This window comes from Mesorhizobium sp. USDA 4775, from assembly GCF_054062655.1.
The window spans coordinates 716,135-739,547 of sequence record NZ_JBSSFM010000001.1 but is presented as its reverse complement, the minus strand read 5'-3'; the positions used below and the strand labels follow the sequence as shown (position 1 = coordinate 739,547).

Here is a 23,413-nt window from a genome sequence, read left to right as displayed (position 1 = left end):
CCATGAAGGTCCGGCGCATCGTGGCCAATATCGAGACGCAGGATGCAGCGGCGGCGAAACGCTTCTACCAGGATGTGCTTGGCCTCGACATGCTGATGGATCAGGGCTGGATCGTCACCTACGGCTCCGCGGAAAAGATGCAGGTGCAGGTCTCCTTCCATGGCGCAAGGCGGCTCCGGCACGCCGGTGCCGGACCTGTCGATCGAGGTCGACGATCTCGAGGCGGCACTTCAAGGCATGAAGGCCGCCGGCTTCGCCATCGAATACGGTCCGGCCGACGAACCGTGGGGTGTGCGGCGCTTCTATGTGCGCGATCCCCTGGGCCGGCTGGTCAACATTCTCTCACATCGGTGATCGTGGTTCTGAACCGCAGGCTTGCGCCGCAAGCGCTTGGCGTTTAGCAAGGCCGCGGTTCAAATTCTTTCTGGGACGGTTTCTCCATGGCAACGAAGCATCTTTTCCTGCTCCCCGGCGACGGCATCGGCCCCGAGGCCATGGCCGAGGTCAAGAAGCTGATATCGGCCATGAACGAAAAGCTCGGCAGCGGCTTCGTCACCGATGAGGGCCTGGTCGGCGGCTGCGCCTACGACGCGCATGGCGCGGCGATCTCCGATGCCGACATGGCCAAGGCGATGGCGGCGGACGCGGTGCTGTTCGGCGCCGTCGGCGGACCGAAATGGGATGCCGTGCCTTACGAGGTGCGCCCCGAGGCCGGCCTGCTGCGGCTGCGCAAGGACATGGAGCTGTTCGCCAATCTGCGTCCCGCCATTTGCTATCCGGCGCTCGCGGCGTCCTCCTCGCTCAAGCAGGAGGTGGTCGAAGGCCTCGACATCCTCATCGTGCGCGAGCTGACCGGCGGCGTCTATTTCGGCGAGCCCAAGCAGATCATCGATCTCGGCAACGGCCAGAAGCGCGGCATCGACACGCAGGTCTACGACACGTTCGAGATCGAGCGCATTTCGGGCGTCGCCTTCGAACTGGCTCGGACCCGCAAGAACCACGTCACCTCGATGGAAAAGCGCAACGTCATGAAATCGGGCGTGCTGTGGAACGAGGTCGTCACCCAGACGCACAAGGCGCGCTATTCCGACGTCAAGCTCGACCACATGCTGGCGGATGCCGGCGGCATGCAGCTGGTGCGCTGGCCAAAACAGTTCGACGTCATCGTCACCGACAATCTGTTCGGCGACATGCTGTCCGATATCGCCGCCATGCTGACCGGCTCGATCGGCATGCTGCCGTCGGCTTCGCTCGGCGCGCCCGACGTCAAGACCAAGAAGCGCAAGGCGCTCTACGAGCCCGTGCACGGCTCGGCACCCGACATTGCCGGCAAGGGCATCGCCAACCCGATCGCCATGATCGCTTCCTTCGCCATGTGCCTGCGCTATTCCTTCGGCATGGTCGATGAAGCCGACAGGCTGGAGGGCGCGATCGCCGCCGTGCTCGATCAGGGCCTGCGGACGAAGGACATTTTCTCGCCGGGCATGACCGAAGTCGGCACGGTCGAGATGGGCGATGCGATCATCGCCAAGTTCCTGGGCTAAGGCGTGCCGATATTCAGGTGAGGCCGGCCTGCGAATGACGGCTGCCTGCGCTTCCGGTGCTCGCGTACTTCAAGTACGCTCCGCTCCGGTTCTCGGCAGTCGCCATTCTCGGCTCGGCCTGACCTGAATCTCGACACACCTTGGCGCAGGACCTCCCGGTTTAGCGGATCTCGCCGGCCAGCTGCTGCAGCAGGCCGACGAACTGTGCTTCGTCCACCGGTTCGAAAAAGGCCGCGTCGGCGGTCTCCACGGCAACGATGGCGCGCTGTGCGGCGGCCGCCCCGGCCGGGGTGACGCGGATCACCTTGGCACGCGAATCCCTGAGGTCGGCTTCCCGCGCGATCAAACCCTTGGCCTCGAGCCGGGCAACGACGTCCGACGTCATCTTCACCTCGGTGCCGGCCTGGGCGGCGAGCTGCACCTGGTTGGGCGGCTCGCCATTGCGGCCGAGCCACATGGCCGAGGCCAAGAGCACGAACTGGACATGAGTCAGGTCGAGCGGCGCCAGCGCCGCCGTCATGACGCGCTGCCAGCGCATGGTGGTTCGCCACAACAACAAGCCCGGGCTCTCCGAAGGTCCGCTGAAGCGCGTTTTCAAATCCTGTCCATCAGCCACCCGTCGCAAACTCCTTTGCCTGCTCGAACAATTTAGCCATCGACACGTCGAAATCGCCGCTGATCTGCGGGCCGAGTTCGGGTCCGACCTCGGCTGCCGAGGGGCCGGAAATTTCCAGCCGGTGCGTCACCTGCGTGCCGCCTTCGACTGGCACCAGCGTATGCCGGAACAGCAGCTTGATGTCACCGAACGACGTCTCGTCGGCATAGGTGACATTATCGACGAGATCGACGATGGTCGATTCAAACGTGTCCTGCCCGACCGGCGTCACCGAGACACGGGTGCCCTTGGCGAACGGGCCGTGCAGCACGAAAGTGTCGGACCCTTCATAGGTCAGGCGGCCCTCGTGCAAAGCCTTCAGCGCGTTCCAGACGGCTGCTGCGGGAAGGGAGGAAATGGCGGTGTATTCATTGCTCCACATTGTCTCGGCTCCATTCATCCTGGCTGATCGATCATTCGATCTGTGCACAGATTAAATAGCAAGAGGAATCTTGCTGCTCCGCCTGGATGGTGCCAACTCCTTGCTTTTATGCAGTTTCGAGCGGCATGCAGCCGAAGTCGCTAAACCCTGACCCCCGCCGGCACCGGTCCCCACTGGTTTTCGCGCCCCTGAGACGGCACAAGCCCCAAGACCAGCACGGCCACCCCGCCGATAGCCGGGATGAAGCAGATCAACACAAGCCAGCCACTCAGGCCGATGTCGTGAAGACGCCGCACGACAAGCGCGATCCACGACCAGCCGAATGCCAGTGTAAAGATACCAGCGGGTAGGAACCCTATCGAGCTTTTGCCCGCGTTGATGCCGAAACCGTTGATGGCCAGATTGACGAGTATCCCGAGGCCAACAAGTGCTAACTGCACAAGGATAAAGCATAGCCAAAAGGCCCAGAATTCCTTGCGGCGGCCGCGTCCGTGGAAATTGAAATAGTTCACGCTCACCGTGCACAGGAAGTACGCCCACAGTCCTGTGGAAGCGGCAAGCCGCTTTTCGGCAAGCTGGCTAGGTTGCGATGGCCGGCCGGTGCTTGACGACGGCGAGGTTGAGGCCACAGCGGCTATATTGTGAGCCGTACCGTCGTCTGGCTGGAATTCGACGAGCGTACCCCTGGCGAGAGCCACCTCATGGCTTAGATCACTACGGGCAAACATGTAGCGTTTGCCGTCAACCCCATTGATGTAACCGAAATCCTGATCCTGGTCGAAGTGATAGACCGTGCCACGCATACTTTGCCCCCGTCATGCCGAGCGGGGACTCTACCTAAAGTTGCAAGTAGTTGCAAGATGCACGTTTAGGTTAGATCCTGACCCCCGCCGGCACAGGCCCCCACTGGTTTTCGCGCCCTTGTGTCGGGATGAGCGCGAAGACCAGGATGATCAGGCTGCCGAAGGTCGGGATCAGGAGGAGCAGGCAGAGCCAGCCGGTCAGGCCGAGGTCGTGCAGGCGGCGCACGATCATGCCGAGGCTGGGCAGGAAGGTGGCCAGCAGGAAGAGGCCGAAAAGCCCCACCGTCATCGCCGGCACCTCGGCGTTGTCGAAATTGCCGATCTCGGCATCGGTGAAAACGCCGATGCCGACGATCACCAGCAACGCGATCGTCCAGAACAGGCAATAGCCCCAATATTCCTTGCGGCGGGCGCGGCCGGCGAAATTGAAGTAGTTCCGGGTCACGCCACCCCAGAAATAGGACCAGAGATCGGTGGGCTCTGAGGGCTCGGACGTCCGGCCGAAATGCGGCGCCGGCGATGCGACGGCAGTAGGTGCGGGACCGGCTTGAGCCGGTGCGGGAATGGTGCCGGCGGCCGGGCTTGCCGCCTGGGCGGCGATCGAGAAAACGTCACGCGCCTGGCCGCCGCTCGGCTGGAATTCCACCGTTGTGCCCTTGGCCATCGCGGTTTGCCGGCGAAGGTTCTCGCGGGTGAATGTGTAGCGGTTGCCGTCGGCTCCGGTGATGAAGCCGAAACCCTGGTCTTCGTCATAGTGAAGCACTTCGCCACGCATCGCCCACCCCCTTGTCGCCGCGTCCCCGCCAAGGTGTGGCACAGGGCCGATCCCGTGGGCAACACCGTGCGGCATGGCTACCATATTAGCGGCAAATCAAGCATAAGGCTTCACGTGCAGCCGTCTTCGACAAAGCAGATCATGACAGTCGAGCATTCCGATGCCAGAGCCGGGACCGAGGGTAGGCAGGTCGCAAGGCCGCCGAGGTATGCCCCTGCACTGGCCATCGATGCCACCGGCCTGATGTTCTGGCCGCCGGGCAAGGGCCTGGCGGGCATTCCACGGGTGGAGAGCTTTCTCGTCAACGCTGCATTGGCGGATCCCGACCCAGACGTGGAGGTGGTGGCGTTCAGGCCAGGCGAAGGCCGGTTCCGGCCGCTCGCGCCTTTCGAACAGGACCATGTCGCGGCGGGCGAGATTTCACCGCATCGTGTCAAGCGGTGGCCGGGGAGACGCATGGCGCTGTCGCAGGCTTTCGAGGCGGTGCGGCAACAGCCCTGGGACAAGCGTGACGCGGACCGCCATCTGGCCAGGACGGTGACCAATGGCGGCATGGGGATCGCCTGGCAGGCGACGCGGCTGTTGATCCGCGCTTATCGCCTGTACCAGCGGGCGCGGATTCGATTTGGCTTGCGAGAAGATGCCCCAGCCCGGCCGGCCGAGACGGAGCCCGGCCTTGTGCTGATCAGCCATCACATCCTGACCCAGGAAGACCGGTCCGCCGTTTCGGGCGGCGCCGGCAGGCCTGCCTTCCTGTGCCACGATATCATCCCGGCATTGCGCCCCGACCTGATCGGCTCGAGCGCCGGCGAGCGCCGTTTCGGCTCCGATCTCGAGCAGCTCGTGCGCGCCGGTGCGCCGGCATTCTGCGCCTCCGACGAGGTCGGCGCGACTCTGACCGAATATATGCGCAAGGCCGGCATCGGCGCGCCGGTGGTGTGCCGGTTTCCGATGCCTTCCATCCTGCACGAGACGGCATCGCGCATGGGAAGCACCTCGCGCATCGAGCCCGGCGAGCCGTTCGTGTTCTATTGCTCGACCATCGAAGTGCGCAAAAACCACATATTGCTGGCGCGGATCTGGCAGCAGGCGCGCGAAGAGGGCGTCAAGCTGCCAAGGCTTGTCTGCGCCGGGCGCTGGGGCTGGATGATCGAACCGCTGCGCGCTTTTCTCAAGGCGCATCCCGAACTGCTCCAGTCGGTCACTTTCACCGGGTTGGTCAGCGACGAGCAGCTCATCGGCTATTATCGCAGCGCCACGTTCGGCGTTTTTCCCTCGCATATAGAGGGCTGGGGCTATGGCGCCTCGGAATGCCTCGATTTCGGCGTTCCGGTCATCGTGTCGACGGCGCCGTCGCTGATCGAGGCGAGCGGCGGGCTGATGCCGGCGATCGATTCCGAAGACCAGGCCGGCTGGTACGCCGCCATCCGCAAGATGGCTGAGGATCACGCCTGGCGCTCCTCTTTGGCGGAGCGCATCGCCCAAAACCATCGGCCGACGCCGGCGGCCGCTAGCTGGTCGGCCATCAAGGCCGGGCTGCAGGAGAGCGCGTCCCGGCGTTTATAGGGTTATGAAGGCCGCTTCTTCGGCTTCTTGTGCTTTGGCGGGCTGGCATTGTCGAATTTCGGCTTGCCCGGCTTTTTTGCCCATGGCTTTGCCTCATGCGCGGCTGCCGGGCGCTGATCGACTGAAGCCGGCGCGCGCTTCTCGAATTTGCGCTTCGGCGCGTTCGGGTCGAATGGCGCCTTGCCGCGATGCGGCTTCTTGTCGGGGCTGGGTGGCTGATAGCCGGCCCGCGACAGGTCCGGCGTGCCGTCCAGCCGCTTGACCACGATGTTGCCCTGCAATTTGCGGTCGGGACCGATGGCGGCGAGAAAACGGTCGGCCCAGTCCACGGCGATCTGCACGAAGGTTTCTTCCGGCTGCATCTTGATGGCGCCGATCTCGCGCTTGGAGATGCTGCCGGTGCGGCACAGCATCGGGATCAGCCAACGCGGCTCGGCATTCTGCCGGCGGCCGACCGACAGCGAGAACCAGACGCTGGCGCCGAAATCGTCGCGGCGGCTCGGCGCCTCGTCGCGCTGCGCGAATTTTTCGCCGGCCGGTCTTTCGCGTGAAGGCGTGAAGGGTGCGACGTCCAAGAGATCCTCGGGCGCCGAGCGGCTGGCGCGGCACTGGCGCACGAAGGCGGCCGCCACCTGTTCGGCGCCATGCCGGCTGAGAAGCGCGTCGATGAAAGCGCGCTCATCGTCCTTCACCGGCTCGTCGAAGGCCGGATCGGAGAGGATGCGCTCGTCGTCGCGGCGGATCACGTCGTCGGCGGAGGGCGGACTCGCCCATGTCGCCTTGAGGCCGGCGTTCTGCAACAGGCGCTCGGTGCGCCTGCGGGCGCTGCCCGGCACGATCAGTGCGCTGACGCCCTTGCGCCCGGCGCGGCCGGTGCGGCCGCTGCGATGCAGCAGCGTCTCGGGATTGGTCGGCAGATCGGCGTGGATGACCAGTTCGAGGTTAGGCAGGTCGATGCCGCGCGCCGCGACATCGGTGGCGATGCAGACTTTCGCACGGCCGTCGCGCATCGCCTGCAGCGCATGGCTGCGCTCGTTCTGGCTGAGTTCGCCCGAAAGTGCCACGACGGAAAAATTGCGGTTGTTGAAGCGCGCGGTCAAATGATTGACGGCGGCGCGTGTGTTGCAGAACACCAGCGCGTTCTTCGCCTCATAGAAACGCAGCACGTTGATGATGGCGTTCTCGCGGTCGGCCTGGGCGACGTTGAGCGCGCGGTATTCGATGTCGAGATGCTGCTTTTCCTCGCCGGCGGCGGAGATGCGCACGGCATCGCGCTGGTAGCCTTGCGCCAGCGTGGCGATCGAGCGCGGCACGGTGGCCGAGAACATCAGCGTGCGGCGTTCGGCCGGCGCGGCGTCGAGTATGAACTCGAGATCCTCGCGAAAACCGAGATCGAGCATCTCGTCGGCCTCGTCGAGCACCACCGCTTTCAGCGCCGACATGTCGAGCGATTGCCGTGTGATGTGGTCGCGCAGCCGCCCGGGCGTGCCGACGACGATATGGGCGCCGCGCTCCAGCGCGCGCCGCTCGGTGCGCATGTCCATGCCACCGACGCAGGACGCCACCGTGGCGCCGGTCGGCTCGTAAAGCCATTCGAGTTCACGCGTCACCTGCAGCGCCAGTTCGCGCGTCGGCGCCACCGCCAATGCCAGTGGCGCTGTCGCATGGCCAAAGCGCTCGGCGCCGTCGAGAAGCGTCGGCGCCATGGCAAGGCCGAAGGCCACGGTCTTGCCGGAGCCGGTCTGCGCCGATACCAGAGCATCGGCGGACCCAAGTTCCAGCACCGCCTTCTGCACCGGTGTCAGTGCGGAATAGCCGCGTTTTTCCAGCGCCTGTGCCAGCGCCGGGACGATACCTTCAAAGTTGGACATCTCGCTCTTTCGGAATTCAGGGGTCTGCGCTCATCATGGAGCACGAGCCGGGGCCGGCGCCGCGCCAGCCAAACAATCTTGGCCGTTCGTACTTCCTGCCGCCGCTCTTGTACAGGGCGCGCCATGAAGGCCATGCGACGCGCAGCGCATTGACTCCTGCCGCAAACCGCGTAAAAGCCCGCTTCGAACGGGATCGTTTTTCGATGCGCGGCCTTTCGATGGCTCTTCTTGCATTCGATGCCCCCAGCCTCAATGCGAACCATTGGGCCGGGCGCCTCGGCTCGTCTCCTCGTTCCAGCAAAACCACGGCCAAAACCACCACCAAAACGGTGTGATTCCCTTGGCCTAACCACCCTCTCCCGGGTTCGGCCCGGGGGACGGAACCCGCATTGGCCGGCGGGTTTTCTCCAAAAACCAAGCGGAGAGGGACAGGAGATCTTTATGAGTTTCAAGGTTGCAGTCGTCGGCGCCACGGGCAATGTGGGCCGGGAAATGCTCAACATACTGGAAGAGCGCGGCTTTCCGGTAAGCGAAGTGGTGGCGCTGGCGTCGCGGCGCAGCCAGGGCACGGAAGTGTCGTTCGGCGACCGCACGCTGAAGGTCAAGGCGCTCGACCAGTATGATTTTTCCGACACCGACATCTGCGTCATGTCGGCCGGCGGCAATGTCTCCAAGGAATGGTCGCCGAAGATCGGCAAGCAGGGTTGCGTCGTCATCGATAATTCGTCGGCCTTCCGCTATGACCAGGACGTGCCGCTGATCGTGCCGGAGGTGAACCCGGACGCGATCTCGCTGTTCACGCGCAAGAACATCATTGCCAACCCGAATTGCTCGACTGCGCAGCTGGTCGTGGCGCTGAAGCCGCTGCACGATTTTGCCACCATCAAGCGCGTCGTGGTTGCCACCTACCAGTCGGTGTCGGGCGCCGGCAAGGAAGGCATGGACGAGCTGTTCACGCAGACCCGCGCGGTGTTCGTCGCCGACCAGGTCGACGTCAAGAAGTTCACCAAGCGCATCGCCTTCAACGTCATTCCGCATATCGACGCCTTCCTCGACGACGGCTTCACCAAGGAAGAGTGGAAGATGGTCGCCGAGACCAAGAAGATGCTCGATCCCAAGATCAAGCTGACGGCGACCTGCGTGCGCGTGCCGGTGTTCATCGGCCATTCGGAAGCGGTCAACATCGAGTTCGAGAAGCCGATCACCGCCGACGAGGCGCGCGACATCCTGCGTGATGCTCCCGGCTGCCAGGTCTTGGACAAGCGCGAGGACGGCGGCTACATCACGCCGCTGGAATCGGCCGGCGAGGACGCCACCTTCATCTCGCGCATCCGCGAGGATTCGACCGTCGACAACGGCCTGTCGATGTGGATCGTCTCCGACAATCTGCGCAAGGGCGCCGCGCTCAACGCGGTGCAGATCGCCGAGCTTCTGGTCGAGCGCGGCCTGATCCAGCCGAAGAAGAAGGCGGCGTAGTTTACCGCTCAGGGGCCTTATCGCCGCTGCCGCGGCGGGCCCTCCGCGAGGGCGCCGGACGACCGGCGGCCCGCGGTCGCGGGCTCGGCCTTCGGCCGGGGCGCTTCTTCCTTCTCCCCCTGTGGGAGAAGGTGGATCGGCGCGAAGCGCCGGATGGGGGGTTCCAGCGGAGTGAGACGTTGGGGTTCCCTTCATGACTAGCGCTCAGCCCGTAGATACCATCCTGCGTCCGGCCATCGGCTCGGACGCTGCCGCCATCGCGACCATGATGCGGGCGGCGCTCAGCTCCTTCGACTGGATGCCGGTGCTGCATACCCCGGAGGAAGACCTTTTCTTCATCCGCGATATCGTGCTGCCACGGCAGCAGGTGACGGTCGCTGAGGCCGGCAAGGTGATTGCCGGTTTCATTGCCGTCAGCGGCGATTGGGTGGAGCAGCTCTACCTCGACCCGGCCTGGACGGGGCAAGGCATCGGCAGCCGGTTGCTGACGGACGCCACCGCTGCCCTGCCGGTCACCAAACTCCATTGCTTCCAGGCCAACACCGGTGCCCGGCGTTTTTACGAGCGCCACGGGTTCCGCGCCGAGTCGTTTGGCGACGGCATGACCAATGAGGAAGGCCTGCCGGATATTCTGTATGTCCGCAGGCGCTGACGCCTTACTCCACCCGTCCGTTCTCTAGTCCACGCAGCAAGATCATTGCCTCCTCGGCCCGTTCCGCCGGCACGAACAGATGGTCGTGATAGAAAGCCGAGACCGGATTGACGCCCATGCCGGCGCTAGCCAGCCGCGTGGTGATGGCGGCGAGGAAGCCGACGGCTTCCAGCGATGAGTGGATGTTCAGCGTGATCATCCGGCAGCGGAACGAGGCGCTCAGTCTGGCGGCCTTCGCCGCGTCCTCGGTCACGATCAGCGTCGTGCCCTCGCGCTCGCGAAACACCATCACCGGGTCGAGGTCCTCCGGCTGGGGAACCCCAGGCGCCAGCATGGCGAAGACATGGATGCCGTCGAGCAGTTCCGGTGTCATCGATGCCAACAATGCCTTCAGGTCGGTCTCGCCGGTCATTTCTCTCGCCTGAAAAGGAACGGTTATAGGCTTCTCAATATCGGCAACCGGCACACGCCGATAGTCCGCGCGCACGACATGGCGATGTCGCTGGCGGCCGGGCTTGCGGATCTGTCGCATCGCACAATAGAGCAGCTGAGGGCCGATGCCGGTCCGTGAAAGGCCGTCCATGATCGTTCGCCCGCGCCCCAACTTCCTGCAGCTGTTCTTCATCATGCGCGGCTCCGTGGTGCCGCGCATCCTGCCGCAGATCTTTGGGTTCGCCGTCTATTCGGCGGTCATCCTGGCCCTGGCGCGATGGTTCGAGCTCGATCTCGGCGTCTTCAACATCACGCCGTTCGGGCTGGTGGGCGTGACGCTGTCCATCTATCTGTCGTTCCGCAACAACGCCGCCTATGACCGCTGGTGGGAAGCGCGCAAGCTGTGGGGCACGCTGGTCTTCGAGATCCGCAACCTGGCGCGGGCCACGACCAGCCTCATTCCCGATCCGGCCGAACAGCGCGCCTTGCTGATGGAGGCGCTGGCCTTCTGCCATTTCCTGCGCGGCCAGTTGCGCAAGATCGACAGCATCAAGGATGCCCGCGCCTTCATCGACGCCGAGGCGGATACGGTCGCGACTTTCGCCAATCCGGCGGACGAGATGGTCCGGCGCATGGGACGGCGCGCCAATGCGCAGCGCCGGGCGGGCGACGTCGATCCGATCGGCTTTCGCATTCTTGATGAGAGGCTGGCGTCGATCACGGCCATCCAGGCCGGCTGCGAGCGGATCGCCGGCACGCCCTTGCCTTTCGCTTATACACTGCTCGTGCACCGCACGGCCTATATCGTCTGCCTGCTTCTGCCCATCGGGCTGATCTCGACCACCGGCTGGGCGACGCCGCTGTTCACGGCGCTGATCGCCTACACCTTCTTCGGCCTCGATGCGCTTTCGGAGGAGCTCGAAGACCCGTTCGGCACCGAAGCCAACGACCTCGCGCTCGACGGCCTGTGCCGCGTTTGCGAGATCTCGGTCTTCGAGGCGCTGGGGGAGGCGCCGCCGAAGTTGCTGCCGGCCCAGAAGTTCTATTTTTCGTAGAATCTGGACTGGCCTGCTTGCCGGCCAAAGGACGGATCGAAAAAACCCAGCCCCCTGTAGGATCGCCGCCTCATGCCGCGTCCTTGGTTCGACCCCGGCGAAAGGGGTTCGAACCATCAGGAGGGAACACCGATGAGCATTTCCGAAACCGCGCCTGTCTCGTCCGGCGCCTTGTGGGCCGGCCGTGTGCTCAGCGGCATCATCATCCTGTTCATGATCTTTGACGGCGCCATCAAGCTGCCGCCGCTCGATGTCGTCACCCAGACGATGGTGCCGCTCGGCTGGCCGGCCGACGCCAACGTCGCGCGCCTGCTCGGCGTCATCGGCCTCATCGCGACCGCGCTCTACGCGCTGCCGCGCACATCGGTACTCGGCGCCATCCTGCTCACCGCCTATATGGGCGGCGCCATCGCCACCAATGCCCGGATCGGCAATCCGCTGTTCTCGCACACGCTGTTCGGCGTCTACCTCGGTGTCATCCTGTGGGGCGGCCTCTATCTGCGCGACCCCAAGGTGCGCGCACTGATCCCGTTCAGCCGATAGTTTTTCAGGTATTTTTCAGGGAGAGAAAAATGTTCAGCACCATCCTCATCATCCTGGTCGTCATCATCGCCGCGGTCCTCATCTATGCCGCGACACGGCCGAACGATTTCGTCGTCACCCGCACGGCCAGCATCAAGGCGCCGCCAGAGGCGATCTTCCCTCTGATCAACGATTTCGGCCGCTGGCCGACATGGTCGCCCTACGAGAAGCTCGACCCGAACATGAAGCGCACGCTCTCCGGCGCGCCAAGCGGCAAGGGCGCCGTCTATGCCTGGGAAGGCAATGGCAAGGCCGGCAAGGGACGCATGGAGATCGTCAATTCGGTGCCGTCGTCGCAGGTCGCGCTCAAGCTCGATTTCGAGAAGCCGTTCCGCGCCAACAACAGCGTCGACTTCACCTTGACGCCATCGGGCGAAACCACCGCCGTCTCCTGGGCGATGCGGGGCAGCCGGCCCTTCATCGCCAAGTTGATGGGCCTGTTCATGAATTTCGACACGCTGATCGGCCGGGATTTCGAGGTCGGCCTCGCCAATCTGAAGCGCAACGCCGAGGCATGATGCGAACGGGCACGGCCGTTCGCGGGAAGTCGCCCGGGCGAGCGGCACCACGATCTTCATTCTCTCTTGGATCAAATTAGCCGTCTGCGAGTTAAGCACTTGGCGGAGCGATGGCGATCCCCCTGTGAGAGGAACTAAAATGAAGAAAATCATGACCATTCTGGTACTGACGATGGCGTTGGGCGCGTGCTCGCAGACGGAAAAAGGCGCTGCAATAGGCGGCCTTGGTGGTGCCGCGGTCGGCGCGGCCGTGGCCGGTGATCCGGTCCAGGGCGCCGTCGTCGGAGGCGCGGTTGGCGCCGTGGCGGGTGCCTTGATTGGCCACGCCAGCGAAAGTGGCCAGTGCCGCTACCGCGACCGTCATGGTCGTGTCTATGTCGACCGCTGCCCCAGCGGCTATTGAGCAGCGACCAGCACTGAAGACAGCAAAACGGCGGGCACTGGCCTGCCGTTTTCGTCTGAAACCGCCTACAACAAGTCCCTGATGAATTCCCAGGCTTCTTGACCGAGACGCGCATCGGCTCGGTCATTGCCGCCATGGGCTTGCAATGCGGACCGTGGGGTGGTTTCACCCGGCAAGAGAATGCGGTGACCGGCATCGGAGTTTGAGACGAGGCGGGTGGCCTTTCCGGCATCCTCCCGACGCCGAACGATCGACCGGGCAAAATCGAGGGATGGCCACAGCGCGTCGTCGCCGCCCGCGACCAGCACAAGCTTCGCCGAGATAGCCTCGACGCGAATGGCGGCCTTGTCCGCCTCCTGCTCGAAGCTCGCCAGGCAATGCTCGAACAGCCCCCTGTAGGACACAAGGCCATCGACATGGCTCGCGCGCCAGTTCGGCTCGGTCGGAACGAACGGGAGCGGAGCTCGGGCCAGCTGATGCCGTCGTCGCCCGGCCCGATATTGCCCCAGACCACCGATGTCGGGCTGATCGCGGCCACGGCATCGATGCGTGGGTCGTGAACCGCCGCGAGCAAGGCCGCCTCGGCGCCCTTGGACGTGCCGACATAGACGATGCGCCGGCAGCCCTGTCCGACAAGATGGTCGGTCGCGGCGAAAAAAGTCTCGAGCGGGATTTCGCAGATGCCGGGAATCTGGCCTTCGCCGCCGAACCACCGGAGCGCCAGGGCGGACGCGCCCTCGCCGGCAAACAGCCGTGCGCGGGCGACGTCGACACGGCCGCTGGATCCGCCCAGCACCACGACACCCGTCGTGGCGTCAGCGCATCGCAGCAGCGTTCCGGCAACGCCGCCGGACATGATTTCTTCCGTGACTGGCCGTTCGTCCATCCGATCCGTCGGCGCCTCACCGAGGCGTGGTCGGCCGGGACCTATTCGCACAGAACCGTGCTACGGCCAGCCAAATCATCGAATGCTGAAGGGCGCCGAGTCCGCAACCGTACCGTCGATAGACAGATCAACGCGATAGGTGCCAACTGGCCACCCCGCCGTCGGCTTGCTGAGTTGCGAATCCGCCTCGGTGTTCTCTCCGACATTGAGGTCAACCTTGTCGATCGTGTAGTTGGCCGGCGCAACGCCATGAGAATCGATCGAAATCCAGGAGAATGTGATCGTCGACGTGGCCGGGATGTCCACCAGGTCAGCCGATAAATAGACGACCGGTGTGTCCGCGGGGAACTCGCTCTGGGCCTCGCCTCCCTTCGTCGCTGAAACGACGATGTTGTCGAAACCGGCCGCTTGGGCTGGCATGTCAAGGGTTAGCGCCGCCAGGGCCGCGATGGCCAGAACCAGAACTGATTTCAAGACTCACACCTCTCTGAAGCCGGAAGAAAATCAACGTCGCGGTGCTTCGTCAAGTGGGACGCAGCGGTGCCGGGGCGAGATAGGACCAAACAGCAAAACGGCGGGCACAGGCCCGCCGTTTTGTCGATGCGATGAAGCGATATTTATTCGGCGGTGGCGGCTTCCGCCTCGGCCGGTGCCGCGGACGCGGCCGCGACAGCAGCGGCAGCGTCTTCCTGCGCCTTCTTCAAAAGGGCAGCGCGTTCCTGCGCCTTCTTGCCCGGCTCGGCCTTCTTCGGGTTGGAGCGGGCGTCGCGCTTGGCAAGGCCGGCCTCGTCGAGGAAGCGCAGCACGCGGTCGGTCGGCTGGGCGCCGTGCGACAGCCAGTGCTTGACGCGGTCGGCGTCGACCTTGACGCGCTCCCCGTCCTTCGGCAGCAGCGGGTTCCACGAGCCGAGCGACTCGATGAACCGGCCGTCGCGCGGCGAACGGGCGTCGGCGACGACGACGTGGTAGTAAGGACGCTTCTTCGAGCCCGCACGGGCCAGTCTGATCTTCAGTGCCATTTCTTATCTCCTAAAAGCTCTGATTTCGTTGATATGGTTTCGGCTAAATCTTTGGTTTCAGCCGGTTTTCGTCACGCCGTTGGCAGCGGCGATCTGTTCGTGGTGGCGGATCACTTCGCGGACGACGAAGTTGAGGAATTTCTCCGCGAAATCGGGGTCGAGATGCGCGTCCTTGGCCAGCTGGCGCAGACGGGCGATCTGCTGTTGCTCGCGCGCCGGGTCGGCCGGCGGCAGGCCATGCTCGGCCTTCAGCACGCCGACCGCCTTGGTGCAGCGGAAGCGCTCGGCCAGCATGTGGATGAGGGCGGCGTCGATGTTGTCGATCGAAGCGCGGTAGCCTGCCAGGATGGTGCGGGCGTCGGCCATGTCCTTTTCTTCGTTCATCCGTATTCTCACTTCTTCTTGCCAAGGCCCGGCAGTCCGCCTCCGCCGAGGCCGGGAAGCCCCGGAAGTTTCATGCCGCCGGGCAGGCCAGGCAGCCCGCCGCCGGGGGCGGGCAGGCCCTTCATGCCGCCGAGACCGGCGGCCTGCGCCTGCTTCTGCAAGGCTTCGAGCTGCTTTGGGTCCATCTTCGACAAATCGGGCATGCCGCCCATGCCGCCCATGCCGCCGGGCATCATGCCGCCGAGACCCATCTTGGAGGCAAGGCCGCCCATCATGCCGCGCATCAGGCCGCCGCCTTTGCCCTTGCCGCCCATCGCCTTCATCATGTCGGCCATGCCGCGATGCATCTTCAACAGCTTGTTGATCTCGGCGGCGTCGGTGCCGGAGCCGGCGGCGATGCGCTTCTTGCGCGAGTGTTTCAGAATATCGGGATTGGCGCGCTCTGCCTTGGTCATCGAGGAGATGATGGCGAGCTGGCGGCCGAACATCTTGTCGTCGAGGCCGGCGGCGGCCATCTGGTCCTTCATCTTGCCCATGCCGGGCATCATGCCCATGATGCCGCCCATGCCGCCCATTTTCGACATCTGCTGAAGCTGCTGGGCGAGATCGTTCAGGTCGAACTTGCCCGACTGCATCTTCTTGGCCATCGCCGCCGCCTGCTCGGCGTCGATGTTCTCGGCGGCCTTCTCGACCAGCGAGACGATATCGCCCATGCCGAGGATGCGGTCGGCGATGCGCTTGGGGTGGAATTCCTCCAGCCCATCCATCTTTTCGCCGGTGCCGATCAGCTTGATCGGCTTGCCGGTGACGGCGCGCATGGAAAGGGCGGCACCGCCGCGGCCATCGCCGTCCATGCGGGTCAGCACAAGGCCGGTGATGCCGACGCGCTCGTCGAAGCTTTTGGCCAGGTTGACGGCGTCCTGGCCGGTCAGCGAATCCGCGACCAGCAGGATCTCGTGCGGGCTCGACACCTTCTTGATGTCGGCCATCTCGACCATCAGCGGCTCGTCGATATGGGTGCGGCCGGCGGTGTCGAGGATGACGACGTCATGGCCGCCGAGCTTGGCCGCCTGCACGGCGCGCTTGGCGATGTCGACCGGGTTCTGGCCAGCAATGATCGGCAGCGTCGCGACCTTGGTCTGCTCGCCGAGCTGGCGCAACTGCTCCTGCGCGGCGGGCCGCCGCGTGTCGAGCGAGGCCATCAGAACCTTCTTGTTCTGGCGCTCGGTCAGCCGCTTGGCGATCTTGGCCGACGTGGTCGTCTTGCCGGAGCCCTGCAGGCCGACCATCATGATAACGACCGGGGCCGGCGCATTGAGGTCGATGGCGACGCCCTCGGCGCCCAGCATATCGACCAGCTCGTCATGGACGATCTTGACGACCATCTGTCCGGGCTTGATCGACTTCAGCACCGCGGCGCCGACGGCCTTCTCGCGCACCTTGTCGGTGAAGGACCGCACCACTTCGAGCGCCACGTCGGCCTCGAGCAGCGCACGGCGCACCTCGCGCAGCGCCGCCGAGACATCAGCCTCGGAAAGCGCGCCGCGGCCGGTGAGGCCGTTCAGGATGGAGCCAAGACGCTCCTGCAGCGATTCAAACATCTTGCGTCCTTCGATCTCGGTTCATTCGACCCGAGAGGTAATGCGTTCGCGCCAACTGTCCAAGCAAAAGCAAAGCCCAAAACCAAAAAGCACCCGGGGGCGCATTGCGCTGCCGGGTGTTGGCCTCCAGGATCTATTTACAGCACGGCCTCATAGAGGCTTCGGCGTCCTGGTCGGCTTGCTCGGAGGATACTCGTCGCGGAATTCGAGGCGTGTAGACAGGAAATCGGCCGAAGAGTCAAGACAAGGGCCGGGCGGCGACAGTCTCCAAGTCCTGACCGGGCCATGATCGTGGCATCAGGAAGCTCGACACCGCCCCTCATCTGCCTGCCGGCATCTTCTCCCCGTATAGTGACGGGGAGAAGGACGCCTTCGCAAAGGGTGGCGCTTCCCAATACAGGCAACCTGTTGCCGCCTTGGCGACCGCCGATTTCTGTCAACGCACCACGTACATGATGCGCCGTGTCTGCGGGTCGATCAGCGCTGGCTGACCGTTCACATAGACATAGCGGTAGTTGTAGTCGGGAATTTCGCGCAGCTCGACCGTGTCGGGCAGGGTCGCGCCGGTCACAACCTCACCGTCGAGATAGACGGGGTCGAGGCGATGCGTATCGACATAGGTGCGGACCTCGGCCGGAGGCGGCGGAAAGGCGTCCTCGGCAGGCTGGCCGGCGACGATGGCACCGGTATAGTCGGTCGAATAATTGCCGATGTCTTCCGGCGGCGAGACGATCGCGACGCTGGAGCCGTGCGGACGCTGCGTCAGGATCACCCGGCTGCCGCTGAAATCGGCCGTCACATAGTCGGAATAGACCCAGCCCTGGCCGCCGGCTTCGGCGATGGTGCACCATTTGCTGTTTTCGATGCAGCCATTGAGCGTCGCCGACTGGCCGGACGCGAGAACGCCGATGACCGGATATTGCGGACCGGGGCCGGCGCGCACGTTGAGATCGGTGACGGCCGAGACGGCGGTGTCGGCAAAGGCAGCGCCCGACATCACGGTCATCATCCCGGCGATTGCGGGCAACAAGACGGATTTCATGGTCTCACTCCGTTTTCATGGTCCCTCGGCGGTGAAAACGGGGCAGCGGCGCATGCGTTCCGGCTAAAACGCCCGCGCCAACTCACGATTTGTTCCCGCGTCTTTCGGCAGGCCGGTCAAAAGCTCGTGAACAAAGGCCAGTTTTCGCGCCGTCACGTCCGAAATGACGAAGGGATAGAGGTCGGGCAGACCCATGCAGCGGTTGATCGAATTGGAGGCTTCCGACAGCACCAGCCAGCGGGCAAGGATCTTTTTGAAGGGCTCGGGCGCGTTGGCAGGTTCCGAAGGGGCCGCCTGCAGTTCGCCGCCGGTGTCGCCGCGCGGCAGATCATTGGCCTCCACCGTCTCCAGCCGGCCGAGCGGGAAGTTCAGCGCGTGGACCATCTCCAGCGTGTCGGTGATGTGCAGATGGTGGGCCCAGGTCTCGGCCCAGTCCTCCCAGGGATGCGAGGTGGCGTAAGCCGAGATGTGGTTTTGCTGCCAGTCGGGCGCGGCACCATTGGCGTAGTAGGCTTTCAGCGCCTGTTCGTAATCGGCGCGATCGTCGCCGAACAAAGCGCGGAAAGCGTCCAGCCTTTGCGCATCGTCGCGGATCAGGCGGTCCCAGTAATAGTGGCCGAGTTCATGGCGGAAATGGCCGAGCAGCGTCCGGTAATTCTCACCCATCTCGACGCGGCGCTTCTCGCGCTCGGCTGAATCGGCCTCGGCGACGTTGAGCGTGATCAGGCCATTGTCATGGCCGGTCAGGATGCGTTCGCCGCCCGGCCCGCCGCCGATCGGATCGGCGAGGAAGTCGAAGGCGAGGCCCACCTCGTCGGCGGGCGCCTGTTTTGGCGCCACCGGCAGGTCGAAAGCGAGCAGCGAATAGATGGCGCGCTTCTTCGCCGCCTCGACCCGGATCCAGCGGCGGCGGTTGCCGTCGACGGAGAGATCGGGGATCAGCTGGTTCAGCGCGCAGGCGCGGCAAAACCCCTGTCCCGGTTCGGCCATCCAGTTGCAGGCGCATTCATCGGCATTGGTGCACTGGAAGATGCCGTCGGCGCCCGACAAGGCGAAGCGGGCGTGCTCGGGATCGTAGAGCACGAGGCTCGAACAGTTCAGGCACTGCGCGTTCTCGAAGTAGAGACGATGGCCGCAATGCGGGCAGTCGAACAGTTTCATGTCGGCCTCAAAACCTCAGAGCCCAGCGGGCGGCAGGTGCCCAACGCCGAGCGCCGGCCGCCGTTCCGCATGTGTCGACGCTATTTCGCCGCATGCGGCCCATCGCCTGCAGGGTGCCAGCCGCGGCAAGCCCCGCCGCGCCGCCGATGATCACGCCGCCTATGTCGAAAGGCACACCGACATGCCGGGCGCTGGTCCAGGCGCGGCCGCCGACGTGATATCAACGTCTTCCATGGCTATTTCGACCCCGCCACAATAATCACTTGATCGTAGGCAAATTCCCCGGCATTCGCCAGCATCGTGCGGCGGACGGTGACAAATGCTCGTTTCGCTGGCAAATTCGCAGATGGGACGTGAATCAGGCAACCAGGAGAACAATATGGCATTTCTTGCCAAGGGTAGGATTTTAGCGGCCGCGGTGGTGGCCGTACTTGGGCTGGCGACGGGCGCACAGGCGGCGGCCAGCTGTGGCAGCAACGGTGCGGGTTTCGATGCCTGGAAGCCGGGGTTCGCCGCAGAGGCCAAGTCCGAAGGGGTCGGCGCCAAGGGTCTGGCCGCATTGGCCGGCGCCACTTACGCGACAAAGACAATTTCTGTCGACCGGGGCATTCACAAGGCGTTCAGCGGCTCGGTGGATGCCTTCATGAAGCGCCGTGGCGGCGCGGCGATTATTTCCAAGGGCCGTTCGCTGAAAAAGGCGAACGCGGCGCTGTTCAGCCAGATCGAAAGCAATTACGGCGTGTCGCCCGGCGTGCTGCTGGCCATCTGGGGCATGGAGACCGGCTTCGGTTCATCCATGGGCAACCAGAACACGGTCTCGGCCATTTTGACGCTTGCCTATGATTGCCGCCGTCCGGAATTCTTTCACCCGCATGCCATTGCGGCGCTCAAGCTGGTCGATCGCGGCGCCCTGAGCGCCTCGTCGGTCGGCGCCGCGCATGGCGAGATCGGCCATACGCAGTTCCTGCCCGGGAATGTCCTGAAATATGGCGTGGGCAGCGGCAATTTGCGCGACAAGGCCACCGCACTGGCTTCCACCGCCAACTTCCTGAAAGCCCATGGCTGGCGGCGGGGCGCGAGCGCGGCGGACAATATCGGCGCCATTGCCGGCTGGAATGACGCCAACGTCTACCAGCAGGCCATCGTGCGCATCGCCACGGCGATTGACGGCGACTGATTGAAGTCCCTATCCGACAAGAGCCCGGCCATGCGCCGGGCTTTTTTGTTGCGTGGACGATCACGGAGATCCGGGAATGGCCGAAGCATCCAACTTCGTCATCCTCGGGTCTGCGCTGCGTCGCTGCGCTCCTTGCTCCGCCCGTGGATAACGAAGCGATGGCGTTCCCGGCAGCGGGGTCGTCGCCGATGCGCCGGTCAAATCCCTGAGCCGGGGGCGTATTTCACTTGGCTCAATCGAACTCCGTGCAACGCCGGATTTTCTATTCCACATCAAGCAGGTAGGAGCAGCCGGCCAGTGTCTTGCCGGGATGGGAAGTGACGGTCGAGACGTTGAGCGTGATGCGCGTGGAAAGGCTGACGCCGCCGGTGTTGTCTGTGCTTTCGGCAACGACCTTCTCGCCAAGGAACTTGTCCGGCGACGAGACCATTGCCGGGACGCTGCCGAGCGAGATCCGCTGCTGCAATGCCGTCAAGCACAGCCATCGGCCCTGATGCGGTAAACACGATTGTCGCCGTCTCGCGCCCGAAGACACGGGTCGGGGCGGGCAGTCGATACTGCCGCAGGAAGGCATTGCCTGACGGCACCTCTTTCCAGCCGAGCGTGCTCGCCGCGCCGGGGTCACCGGCCAGCCAAAGGGCGTAGCCAGTATAAGCGGACACGTCGGCGCGGCATTCGATCAGCGCGGCGAGGTCGAGAGAGGCGGGGTCATAGTCGTCGGTTTTGGCAACAGCCAAACTCGCCAGGACAGCCAAGGCCAGCAGGAAACCGGTTCCAGGCGTGGCAAGGCGCGTGATCACATCACTCTCAATGGTTCGCGTAACCGCTCAGCGGGCATTTCTGGGAGATGGGGACCTGGAAAGTGCCGTCAATACCGTTGCAGTTGCGGAAGTAGCGGTTCTGCCGGGCCGGGGTAGCCGCCTTTCGCTTGCCCTCGATGACCGTCGGGACGCCGGAACCCTGCGCGTAACCGCTCAGCGGGCATGGCTGCGAAACGGGAATCTGGAAGGGGCCGTCGAAACTTTTGCAGGTACGGAAATTGGGGTTTCGCCGCGCCGGAGCCGCCGCCTTTGGCCTGCCCTCGATGACCGTCGGGACTCCGGAACCCTGCGCATAACCGCTCAGTGGGCATTGCTGGGAGGCGGGAATCTGAAACGGACCATCAAAACTTTTGCAGGTACGGAACTTGGATGTCTGCGCCGCCTGCGTTGATTGGCATCCGGCAAAGACGGCGACCACTGCAAGCAGAAGAAAAATTCCGTTTTTCACTGTAAAACCTCCCCTAGCCCCGTAAGAAAAAGTAAGATCCGAGCGCCTGAGCGCATCACTTTCAATAATGCGCCCAGCCGCTCAGCGGGCATTTCTGGGAAATGGGAACCTGAAAGGCGCCGTCGACACCGCTGCAGTTGCGGAAGTTGGATGACCGCGGCGCTTGGGATCGCGTGGGCGCAGCCGGCTTTGGCTTGCCCTTGAGGACCATCCAGATTTCGGTCGGCTGGTCGAGCTGCAGGCGGTTTATGTCGGAATAGCTGATCCGGCCGCTGTGGATACCATCGTAAAGACGCTGGCAGAACAAAGCCGGCAAGCGCTCGAGCGACACACCCATGAACGAAGCCATATCGTGTTTGGCGGTGGTGTTCCATGAATGGACGACGTCGATGCACCCGGCCGCACCCGCCTTCGGGTCGCGCTTGGCGCTGGCCTGCGAGGGCTGGCATACTGCCAAGACGACGACCGCGCCAAGCAGAAGAGGAATGCTTTTTTTCACGGTCAAAACCCCCAAAGCCCGTAAATGAACTTAGATGAAGCTGTCAAAAGGTCAAACAAGAACCGACTGCAGGTGGCTTCATTTTCGTTATATTAGCGGTACAAAATAAAAACCCGGCGTCTCCGCCGGGTTTCTTGGACATGATTGATAGCGCCAGGCCGTTGTTTGGGTATCAGCCCTTGCGGTTGCGTGCGGCAAGCGTGCGCAGCCTGAGCGCATTGAGGCGGATGAAGCCGGCGGCGTCCTTCTGGTCGTAGGCGCCGCGATCGTCCTCGAAGGTGACCAGCGCGTCGGAATAGAGCGTCTTCTTCGACTTGCGGCCGGTGACCATGACATTGCCCTTGTAGAGCTTCAGCCGCACCGTGCCTTCGACGTCTTCCTGGCTCTTGTCGATCATCGCCTGCAGCATCAGGCGCTCGGGCGAGAACCAGAAGCCGTTGTAGATGAGCTCGGCGTAGCGCGGCATGAACTCGTCCTTGAGGTGCGCGGCGCCACGGTCGAGCGTGATCGATTCGATGGCGCGGTGGGCCACGATCAGGATGGCGCCGCCGGGCGTCTCGTAAACGCCGCGCGACTTCATGCCGACGAAGCGGTTCTCGACCAGGTCGAGCCGGCCGATGCCATTGTCGCGGCCAAGATCGTTGAGGGCGGCCAGCATGGTCGCCGGCGACAGCTTCTTGCCGTTGAGCGCTACGGGATCGCCCTTCAGGAATTCGATCTCGATCTCGGTGACCTTGTCCGGCGCGTCCATCGGCGAGACGGTGCGCTGGTGGACGAATTCCGGCGGCTCGCTCCAGGGATCTTCCAGCACCTTGCCCTCGGAAGAGGAGTGCAGCAGGTTGGCGTCGACCGAGAAAGGCGCCTCGCCCCTTTTGTCCTTGGCCACCGGGATCTGGTGCTGCTCGGCGAAGTTGATCAGGTCGGTGCGCGACTTGAACGACCAGTCGCGCCACGGCGCGATGACCTTGATGTCGGGGTTCAGCGCGTAGGCCGACAGCTCGAAGCGAACCTGGTCATTGCCCTTGCCGGTGGCGCCATGCGCGATCGCATCGGCGCCGGTCTCCCTGGCGATCTCGACAAGGTGCTTGGAGATCAGCGGCCGCGCGATCGAGGTGCCGAGCAGATAGGTGCCTTCATAGACGGTGTTGGCGCGGAACATCGGGAAGACGAAGTCGGCGACGAATTCCTCGCGCACATCGACGATGCGGATGTCCTTGATGCCCATCATCTCGGCCTTCTTGCGTGCCGGCTCCAGCTCGCCGCCCTGGCCGAGATCGGCGGTGAAGGTGACGACCTCGGCGCCGAGTTCGGTCTGCAGCCATTTCAGGATGATGGATGTGTCGAGGCCGCCGGAATAGGCGAGCACGACTTTCTTGACGTCTTTGGTCTTGGACATTTCTGCTCCGTCGGTGGCGGACGCCTGGGCAAGGGCGTCACGCATTGTCGGAGCGCCTTTTAGCAGGAACGGCAAAGCGAGCAAGCAGGCGCGGCGCCAGACTGCTGATCCAGCGCGCGGCGAGGGCATAGAACGGCATCAGGCTTTTCGCTGGCGCGGTCCCCAGTTTGCGATAAAGCGCCTGGGAAAACAACCTGCTACAATCATGGGCTGCATTTATGCCCGGGATTTAAGCAAGTTTTCACGTCCTGCCGCTAAACCAGCG

General features: G+C 64.0%; 26 protein-coding genes and 2 pseudogenes. 11 read left to right on the top strand and 17 right to left on the bottom strand.

Features of this window, described 5'->3' with window-relative positions; translation table 11 throughout:
• Positions 1–2 precede the first annotated feature (2 nt).
• Together ACVILI_RS03765 and leuB are read left to right on the top strand one after the other, a co-directional pair.
• Positions 3–354 (top strand): annotated as a pseudogene (locus tag ACVILI_RS03765) (VOC family protein).
• Positions 355–440: 86 nt separating this feature from the next.
• Positions 441–1,544 (top strand): 3-isopropylmalate dehydrogenase, encoded by a 1,104-nt coding sequence (gene leuB, locus ACVILI_RS03760; RefSeq protein WP_019862116.1) that lies wholly within the window; start codon positions 441–443, stop codon positions 1,542–1,544.
• Between the two features lie 160 nt (positions 1,545–1,704).
• Here leuB and ACVILI_RS03755 read toward each other — a convergent pair whose 3' ends face one another.
• The 4 genes from ACVILI_RS03755 to ACVILI_RS03740 all read right to left on the bottom strand — a co-directional run bounded on the left by ACVILI_RS03755 (position 1,705) and on the right by ACVILI_RS03740 (position 4,159).
• On the bottom strand, positions 1,705–2,082 hold the full coding sequence (locus ACVILI_RS03755) for a MarR family winged helix-turn-helix transcriptional regulator (protein ID WP_240564555.1): 378 nt from the start codon (positions 2,080–2,082) through the stop codon (positions 1,705–1,707).
• Between the two features lie 70 nt (positions 2,083–2,152).
• A complete protein-coding gene (locus ACVILI_RS03750) occupies positions 2,153–2,581 on the bottom strand; it encodes a polyketide cyclase (protein WP_457102329.1) in 429 nt (142 codons plus the stop codon).
• 140 nt (positions 2,582–2,721) lie between these two features.
• The gene (locus ACVILI_RS03745) at positions 2,722–3,384 is read right to left on the bottom strand and encodes a DUF805 domain-containing protein (protein ID WP_038650686.1); all 663 of its coding nucleotides are present in this window, start codon (positions 3,382–3,384) and stop codon (positions 2,722–2,724) included.
• A 70-nt stretch (positions 3,385–3,454) separates the two neighbouring features.
• The gene (locus tag ACVILI_RS03740; RefSeq protein WP_038650683.1) at positions 3,455–4,159 is read right to left on the bottom strand and encodes a DUF805 domain-containing protein; all 705 of its coding nucleotides are present in this window, start codon (positions 4,157–4,159) and stop codon (positions 3,455–3,457) included.
• A 141-nt stretch (positions 4,160–4,300) separates the two neighbouring features.
• Between ACVILI_RS03740 and ACVILI_RS03735 the strand changes: the two genes are divergently transcribed.
• Positions 4,301–5,725: a glycosyltransferase gene (locus ACVILI_RS03735; RefSeq protein WP_457102328.1), complete on the top strand. Its 1,425-nt coding sequence runs from the start codon at positions 4,301–4,303 to the stop codon at positions 5,723–5,725.
• Between the two features lie 2 nt (positions 5,726–5,727).
• On the opposite strand, the gene ACVILI_RS03730 is transcribed toward ACVILI_RS03735, so the two are convergent.
• On the bottom strand, positions 5,728–7,596 hold the full coding sequence (locus ACVILI_RS03730) for a DEAD/DEAH box helicase (RefSeq protein WP_019862108.1): 1,869 nt from the start codon (positions 7,594–7,596) through the stop codon (positions 5,728–5,730).
• Positions 7,597–7,631: 35 nt separating this feature from the next.
• On the opposite strand from ACVILI_RS03730, the gene ACVILI_RS03725 reads away from it, so the two are divergent.
• The 3 genes from ACVILI_RS03725 (at position 7,632) to ACVILI_RS03715 (ending at position 9,724) form a co-directional block, all read left to right on the top strand.
• Positions 7,632–7,931 carry a hypothetical protein gene (locus ACVILI_RS03725; RefSeq protein ID WP_038650680.1) on the top strand — a complete coding sequence of 100 codons (300 nt, stop codon included), beginning with the start codon at positions 7,632–7,634 and terminating at the stop codon, positions 7,929–7,931.
• Positions 7,932–8,037: 106 nt separating this feature from the next.
• Positions 8,038–9,072: an aspartate-semialdehyde dehydrogenase gene (locus ACVILI_RS03720; RefSeq protein WP_038650677.1), complete on the top strand. Its 1,035-nt coding sequence runs from the start codon at positions 8,038–8,040 to the stop codon at positions 9,070–9,072.
• Positions 9,073–9,265: 193 nt separating this feature from the next.
• Positions 9,266–9,724, top strand: coding sequence for a GNAT family N-acetyltransferase (locus ACVILI_RS03715; RefSeq protein WP_064981518.1), 459 nt, complete (start codon positions 9,266–9,268; stop codon positions 9,722–9,724).
• A 4-nt stretch (positions 9,725–9,728) separates the two neighbouring features.
• Here ACVILI_RS03715 and ACVILI_RS03710 read toward each other — a convergent pair whose 3' ends face one another.
• Positions 9,729–10,136 carry an ACT domain-containing protein gene (locus tag ACVILI_RS03710; RefSeq protein WP_038653555.1) on the bottom strand — a complete coding sequence of 136 codons (408 nt, stop codon included), beginning with the start codon at positions 10,134–10,136 and terminating at the stop codon, positions 9,729–9,731.
• Between the two features lie 169 nt (positions 10,137–10,305).
• Between ACVILI_RS03710 and ACVILI_RS03705 the strand changes: the two genes are divergently transcribed.
• From ACVILI_RS03705 to ACVILI_RS03690, 4 genes are all read left to right on the top strand, one after another.
• Positions 10,306–11,211: a bestrophin family protein gene (locus ACVILI_RS03705; protein ID WP_038653552.1), complete on the top strand. Its 906-nt coding sequence runs from the start codon at positions 10,306–10,308 to the stop codon at positions 11,209–11,211.
• A 132-nt stretch (positions 11,212–11,343) separates the two neighbouring features.
• Positions 11,344–11,754 (top strand): DoxX family protein, encoded by a 411-nt coding sequence (locus tag ACVILI_RS03700; protein WP_038650673.1) that lies wholly within the window; start codon positions 11,344–11,346, stop codon positions 11,752–11,754.
• A 29-nt stretch (positions 11,755–11,783) separates the two neighbouring features.
• On the top strand, positions 11,784–12,311 hold the full coding sequence (locus tag ACVILI_RS03695) for an SRPBCC family protein (protein WP_038650670.1): 528 nt from the start codon (positions 11,784–11,786) through the stop codon (positions 12,309–12,311).
• Between the two features lie 139 nt (positions 12,312–12,450).
• Positions 12,451–12,714, top strand: a complete 264-nt coding sequence (locus tag ACVILI_RS03690) for a YMGG-like glycine zipper-containing protein (RefSeq protein ID WP_019862099.1) — start codon at positions 12,451–12,453, stop codon at positions 12,712–12,714.
• A gap of 65 nt (positions 12,715–12,779) precedes the next feature.
• Here the strand turns inward: ACVILI_RS03690 and ACVILI_RS03685 are convergent.
• From ACVILI_RS03685 to ACVILI_RS03655, 7 genes and pseudogenes are all read right to left on the bottom strand, one after another.
• Positions 12,780–13,570 (bottom strand): annotated as a pseudogene (locus ACVILI_RS03685) (acyl-CoA thioester hydrolase/BAAT C-terminal domain-containing protein).
• A gap of 105 nt (positions 13,571–13,675) precedes the next feature.
• Positions 13,676–14,074: a hypothetical protein gene (locus ACVILI_RS03680; RefSeq protein WP_038650664.1), complete on the bottom strand. Its 399-nt coding sequence runs from the start codon at positions 14,072–14,074 to the stop codon at positions 13,676–13,678.
• Positions 14,075–14,217: 143 nt separating this feature from the next.
• On the bottom strand, positions 14,218–14,619 hold the full coding sequence (rpsP, locus tag ACVILI_RS03675; protein ID WP_019862097.1) for a 30S ribosomal protein S16: 402 nt from the start codon (positions 14,617–14,619) through the stop codon (positions 14,218–14,220).
• A 57-nt stretch (positions 14,620–14,676) separates the two neighbouring features.
• Positions 14,677–15,003 carry a chorismate mutase gene (locus ACVILI_RS03670; protein ID WP_019862096.1) on the bottom strand — a complete coding sequence of 109 codons (327 nt, stop codon included), beginning with the start codon at positions 15,001–15,003 and terminating at the stop codon, positions 14,677–14,679.
• Between the two features lie 8 nt (positions 15,004–15,011).
• Positions 15,012–16,604 carry a signal recognition particle protein gene (gene ffh, locus ACVILI_RS03665; RefSeq protein WP_064981513.1) on the bottom strand — a complete coding sequence of 531 codons (1,593 nt, stop codon included), beginning with the start codon at positions 16,602–16,604 and terminating at the stop codon, positions 15,012–15,014.
• Positions 16,605–17,040: 436 nt separating this feature from the next.
• The gene (locus ACVILI_RS03660; protein WP_020629086.1) at positions 17,041–17,646 is read right to left on the bottom strand and encodes a DUF1236 domain-containing protein; all 606 of its coding nucleotides are present in this window, start codon (positions 17,644–17,646) and stop codon (positions 17,041–17,043) included.
• Between the two features lie 63 nt (positions 17,647–17,709).
• Positions 17,710–18,807, bottom strand: a complete 1,098-nt coding sequence (locus ACVILI_RS03655) for a zinc-binding metallopeptidase family protein (RefSeq protein WP_038650655.1) — start codon at positions 18,805–18,807, stop codon at positions 17,710–17,712.
• Between the two features lie 379 nt (positions 18,808–19,186).
• Here ACVILI_RS03655 and ACVILI_RS03650 point away from each other — a divergent pair, with 379 nt between their 5' ends.
• Entirely contained in the window at positions 19,187–19,984 is a 798-nt protein-coding gene (locus tag ACVILI_RS03650; protein WP_027047549.1) for a lytic murein transglycosylase, read from the top strand.
• Between the two features lie 262 nt (positions 19,985–20,246).
• Here the strand turns inward: ACVILI_RS03650 and ACVILI_RS03645 are convergent, their stop codons facing one another.
• From ACVILI_RS03645 to ACVILI_RS03630, 4 genes are all read right to left on the bottom strand, one after another.
• Positions 20,247–20,459, bottom strand: coding sequence for a hypothetical protein (locus ACVILI_RS03645; protein ID WP_240564554.1), 213 nt, complete (start codon positions 20,457–20,459; stop codon positions 20,247–20,249).
• A 332-nt stretch (positions 20,460–20,791) separates the two neighbouring features.
• On the bottom strand, positions 20,792–21,253 hold the full coding sequence (locus ACVILI_RS03640; protein WP_038650652.1) for a hypothetical protein: 462 nt from the start codon (positions 21,251–21,253) through the stop codon (positions 20,792–20,794).
• A 61-nt stretch (positions 21,254–21,314) separates the two neighbouring features.
• Entirely contained in the window at positions 21,315–21,752 is a 438-nt protein-coding gene (locus tag ACVILI_RS03635; protein WP_148307449.1) for a hypothetical protein, read from the bottom strand.
• 172 nt (positions 21,753–21,924) lie between these two features.
• Complete coding sequence (locus tag ACVILI_RS03630; protein ID WP_027047548.1) at positions 21,925–23,148, bottom strand: argininosuccinate synthase; 1,224 nt, start codon at positions 23,146–23,148, stop codon at positions 21,925–21,927.
• Positions 23,149–23,413: the final 265 nt, after the last annotated feature.

Excerpts from the sequence above, each read along its gene's own strand:
- ffh (WP_064981513.1), bottom strand. The coding sequence starts at position 16,604 with ATGTTTGAATCGCTGCAGGAGCGTCTTGGCTCCATCCTGAACGGCCTC.
- ACVILI_RS03695 (WP_038650670.1), top strand. The coding sequence starts at position 11,784 with ATGTTCAGCACCATCCTCATCATCCTGGTCGTCATCATCGCCGCGGTC.
- leuB (WP_019862116.1), top strand. The coding sequence starts at position 441 with ATGGCAACGAAGCATCTTTTCCTGCTCCCCGGCGACGGCATCGGCCCC.
- ACVILI_RS03735 (WP_457102328.1), top strand. The coding sequence starts at position 4,301 with ATGACAGTCGAGCATTCCGATGCCAGAGCCGGGACCGAGGGTAGGCAG.
- ACVILI_RS03670 (WP_019862096.1), bottom strand. The coding sequence starts at position 15,003 with ATGAACGAAGAAAAGGACATGGCCGACGCCCGCACCATCCTGGCAGGC.
- ACVILI_RS03700 (WP_038650673.1), top strand. The coding sequence starts at position 11,344 with ATGAGCATTTCCGAAACCGCGCCTGTCTCGTCCGGCGCCTTGTGGGCC.
- ACVILI_RS03755 (WP_240564555.1), bottom strand. The coding sequence starts at position 2,082 with ATGCGCTGGCAGCGCGTCATGACGGCGGCGCTGGCGCCGCTCGACCTG.
- ACVILI_RS03750 (WP_457102329.1), bottom strand. The coding sequence starts at position 2,581 with ATGTGGAGCAATGAATACACCGCCATTTCCTCCCTTCCCGCAGCAGCC.
- ACVILI_RS03655 (WP_038650655.1), bottom strand. The coding sequence starts at position 18,807 with ATGAAACTGTTCGACTGCCCGCATTGCGGCCATCGTCTCTACTTCGAG.
- ACVILI_RS03730 (WP_019862108.1), bottom strand. The coding sequence starts at position 7,596 with ATGTCCAACTTTGAAGGTATCGTCCCGGCGCTGGCACAGGCGCTGGAA.
- ACVILI_RS03630 (WP_027047548.1), bottom strand. The coding sequence starts at position 23,148 with ATGTCCAAGACCAAAGACGTCAAGAAAGTCGTGCTCGCCTATTCCGGC.
- ACVILI_RS03710 (WP_038653555.1), bottom strand. The coding sequence starts at position 10,136 with ATGACCGGCGAGACCGACCTGAAGGCATTGTTGGCATCGATGACACCG.
- ACVILI_RS03705 (WP_038653552.1), top strand. The coding sequence starts at position 10,306 with ATGATCGTTCGCCCGCGCCCCAACTTCCTGCAGCTGTTCTTCATCATG.
- ACVILI_RS03720 (WP_038650677.1), top strand. The coding sequence starts at position 8,038 with ATGAGTTTCAAGGTTGCAGTCGTCGGCGCCACGGGCAATGTGGGCCGG.
- ACVILI_RS03715 (WP_064981518.1), top strand. The coding sequence starts at position 9,266 with ATGACTAGCGCTCAGCCCGTAGATACCATCCTGCGTCCGGCCATCGGC.
- ACVILI_RS03660 (WP_020629086.1), bottom strand. The coding sequence starts at position 17,646 with ATGAAATCCGTCTTGTTGCCCGCAATCGCCGGGATGATGACCGTGATG.
- ACVILI_RS03725 (WP_038650680.1), top strand. The coding sequence starts at position 7,632 with ATGGAGCACGAGCCGGGGCCGGCGCCGCGCCAGCCAAACAATCTTGGC.
- ACVILI_RS03690 (WP_019862099.1), top strand. The coding sequence starts at position 12,451 with ATGAAGAAAATCATGACCATTCTGGTACTGACGATGGCGTTGGGCGCG.
- ACVILI_RS03650 (WP_027047549.1), top strand. The coding sequence starts at position 19,187 with ATGGCATTTCTTGCCAAGGGTAGGATTTTAGCGGCCGCGGTGGTGGCC.
- ACVILI_RS03740 (WP_038650683.1), bottom strand. The coding sequence starts at position 4,159 with ATGCGTGGCGAAGTGCTTCACTATGACGAAGACCAGGGTTTCGGCTTC.
- ACVILI_RS03745 (WP_038650686.1), bottom strand. The coding sequence starts at position 3,384 with ATGCGTGGCACGGTCTATCACTTCGACCAGGATCAGGATTTCGGTTAC.
- rpsP (WP_019862097.1), bottom strand. The coding sequence starts at position 14,619 with ATGGCACTGAAGATCAGACTGGCCCGTGCGGGCTCGAAGAAGCGTCCT.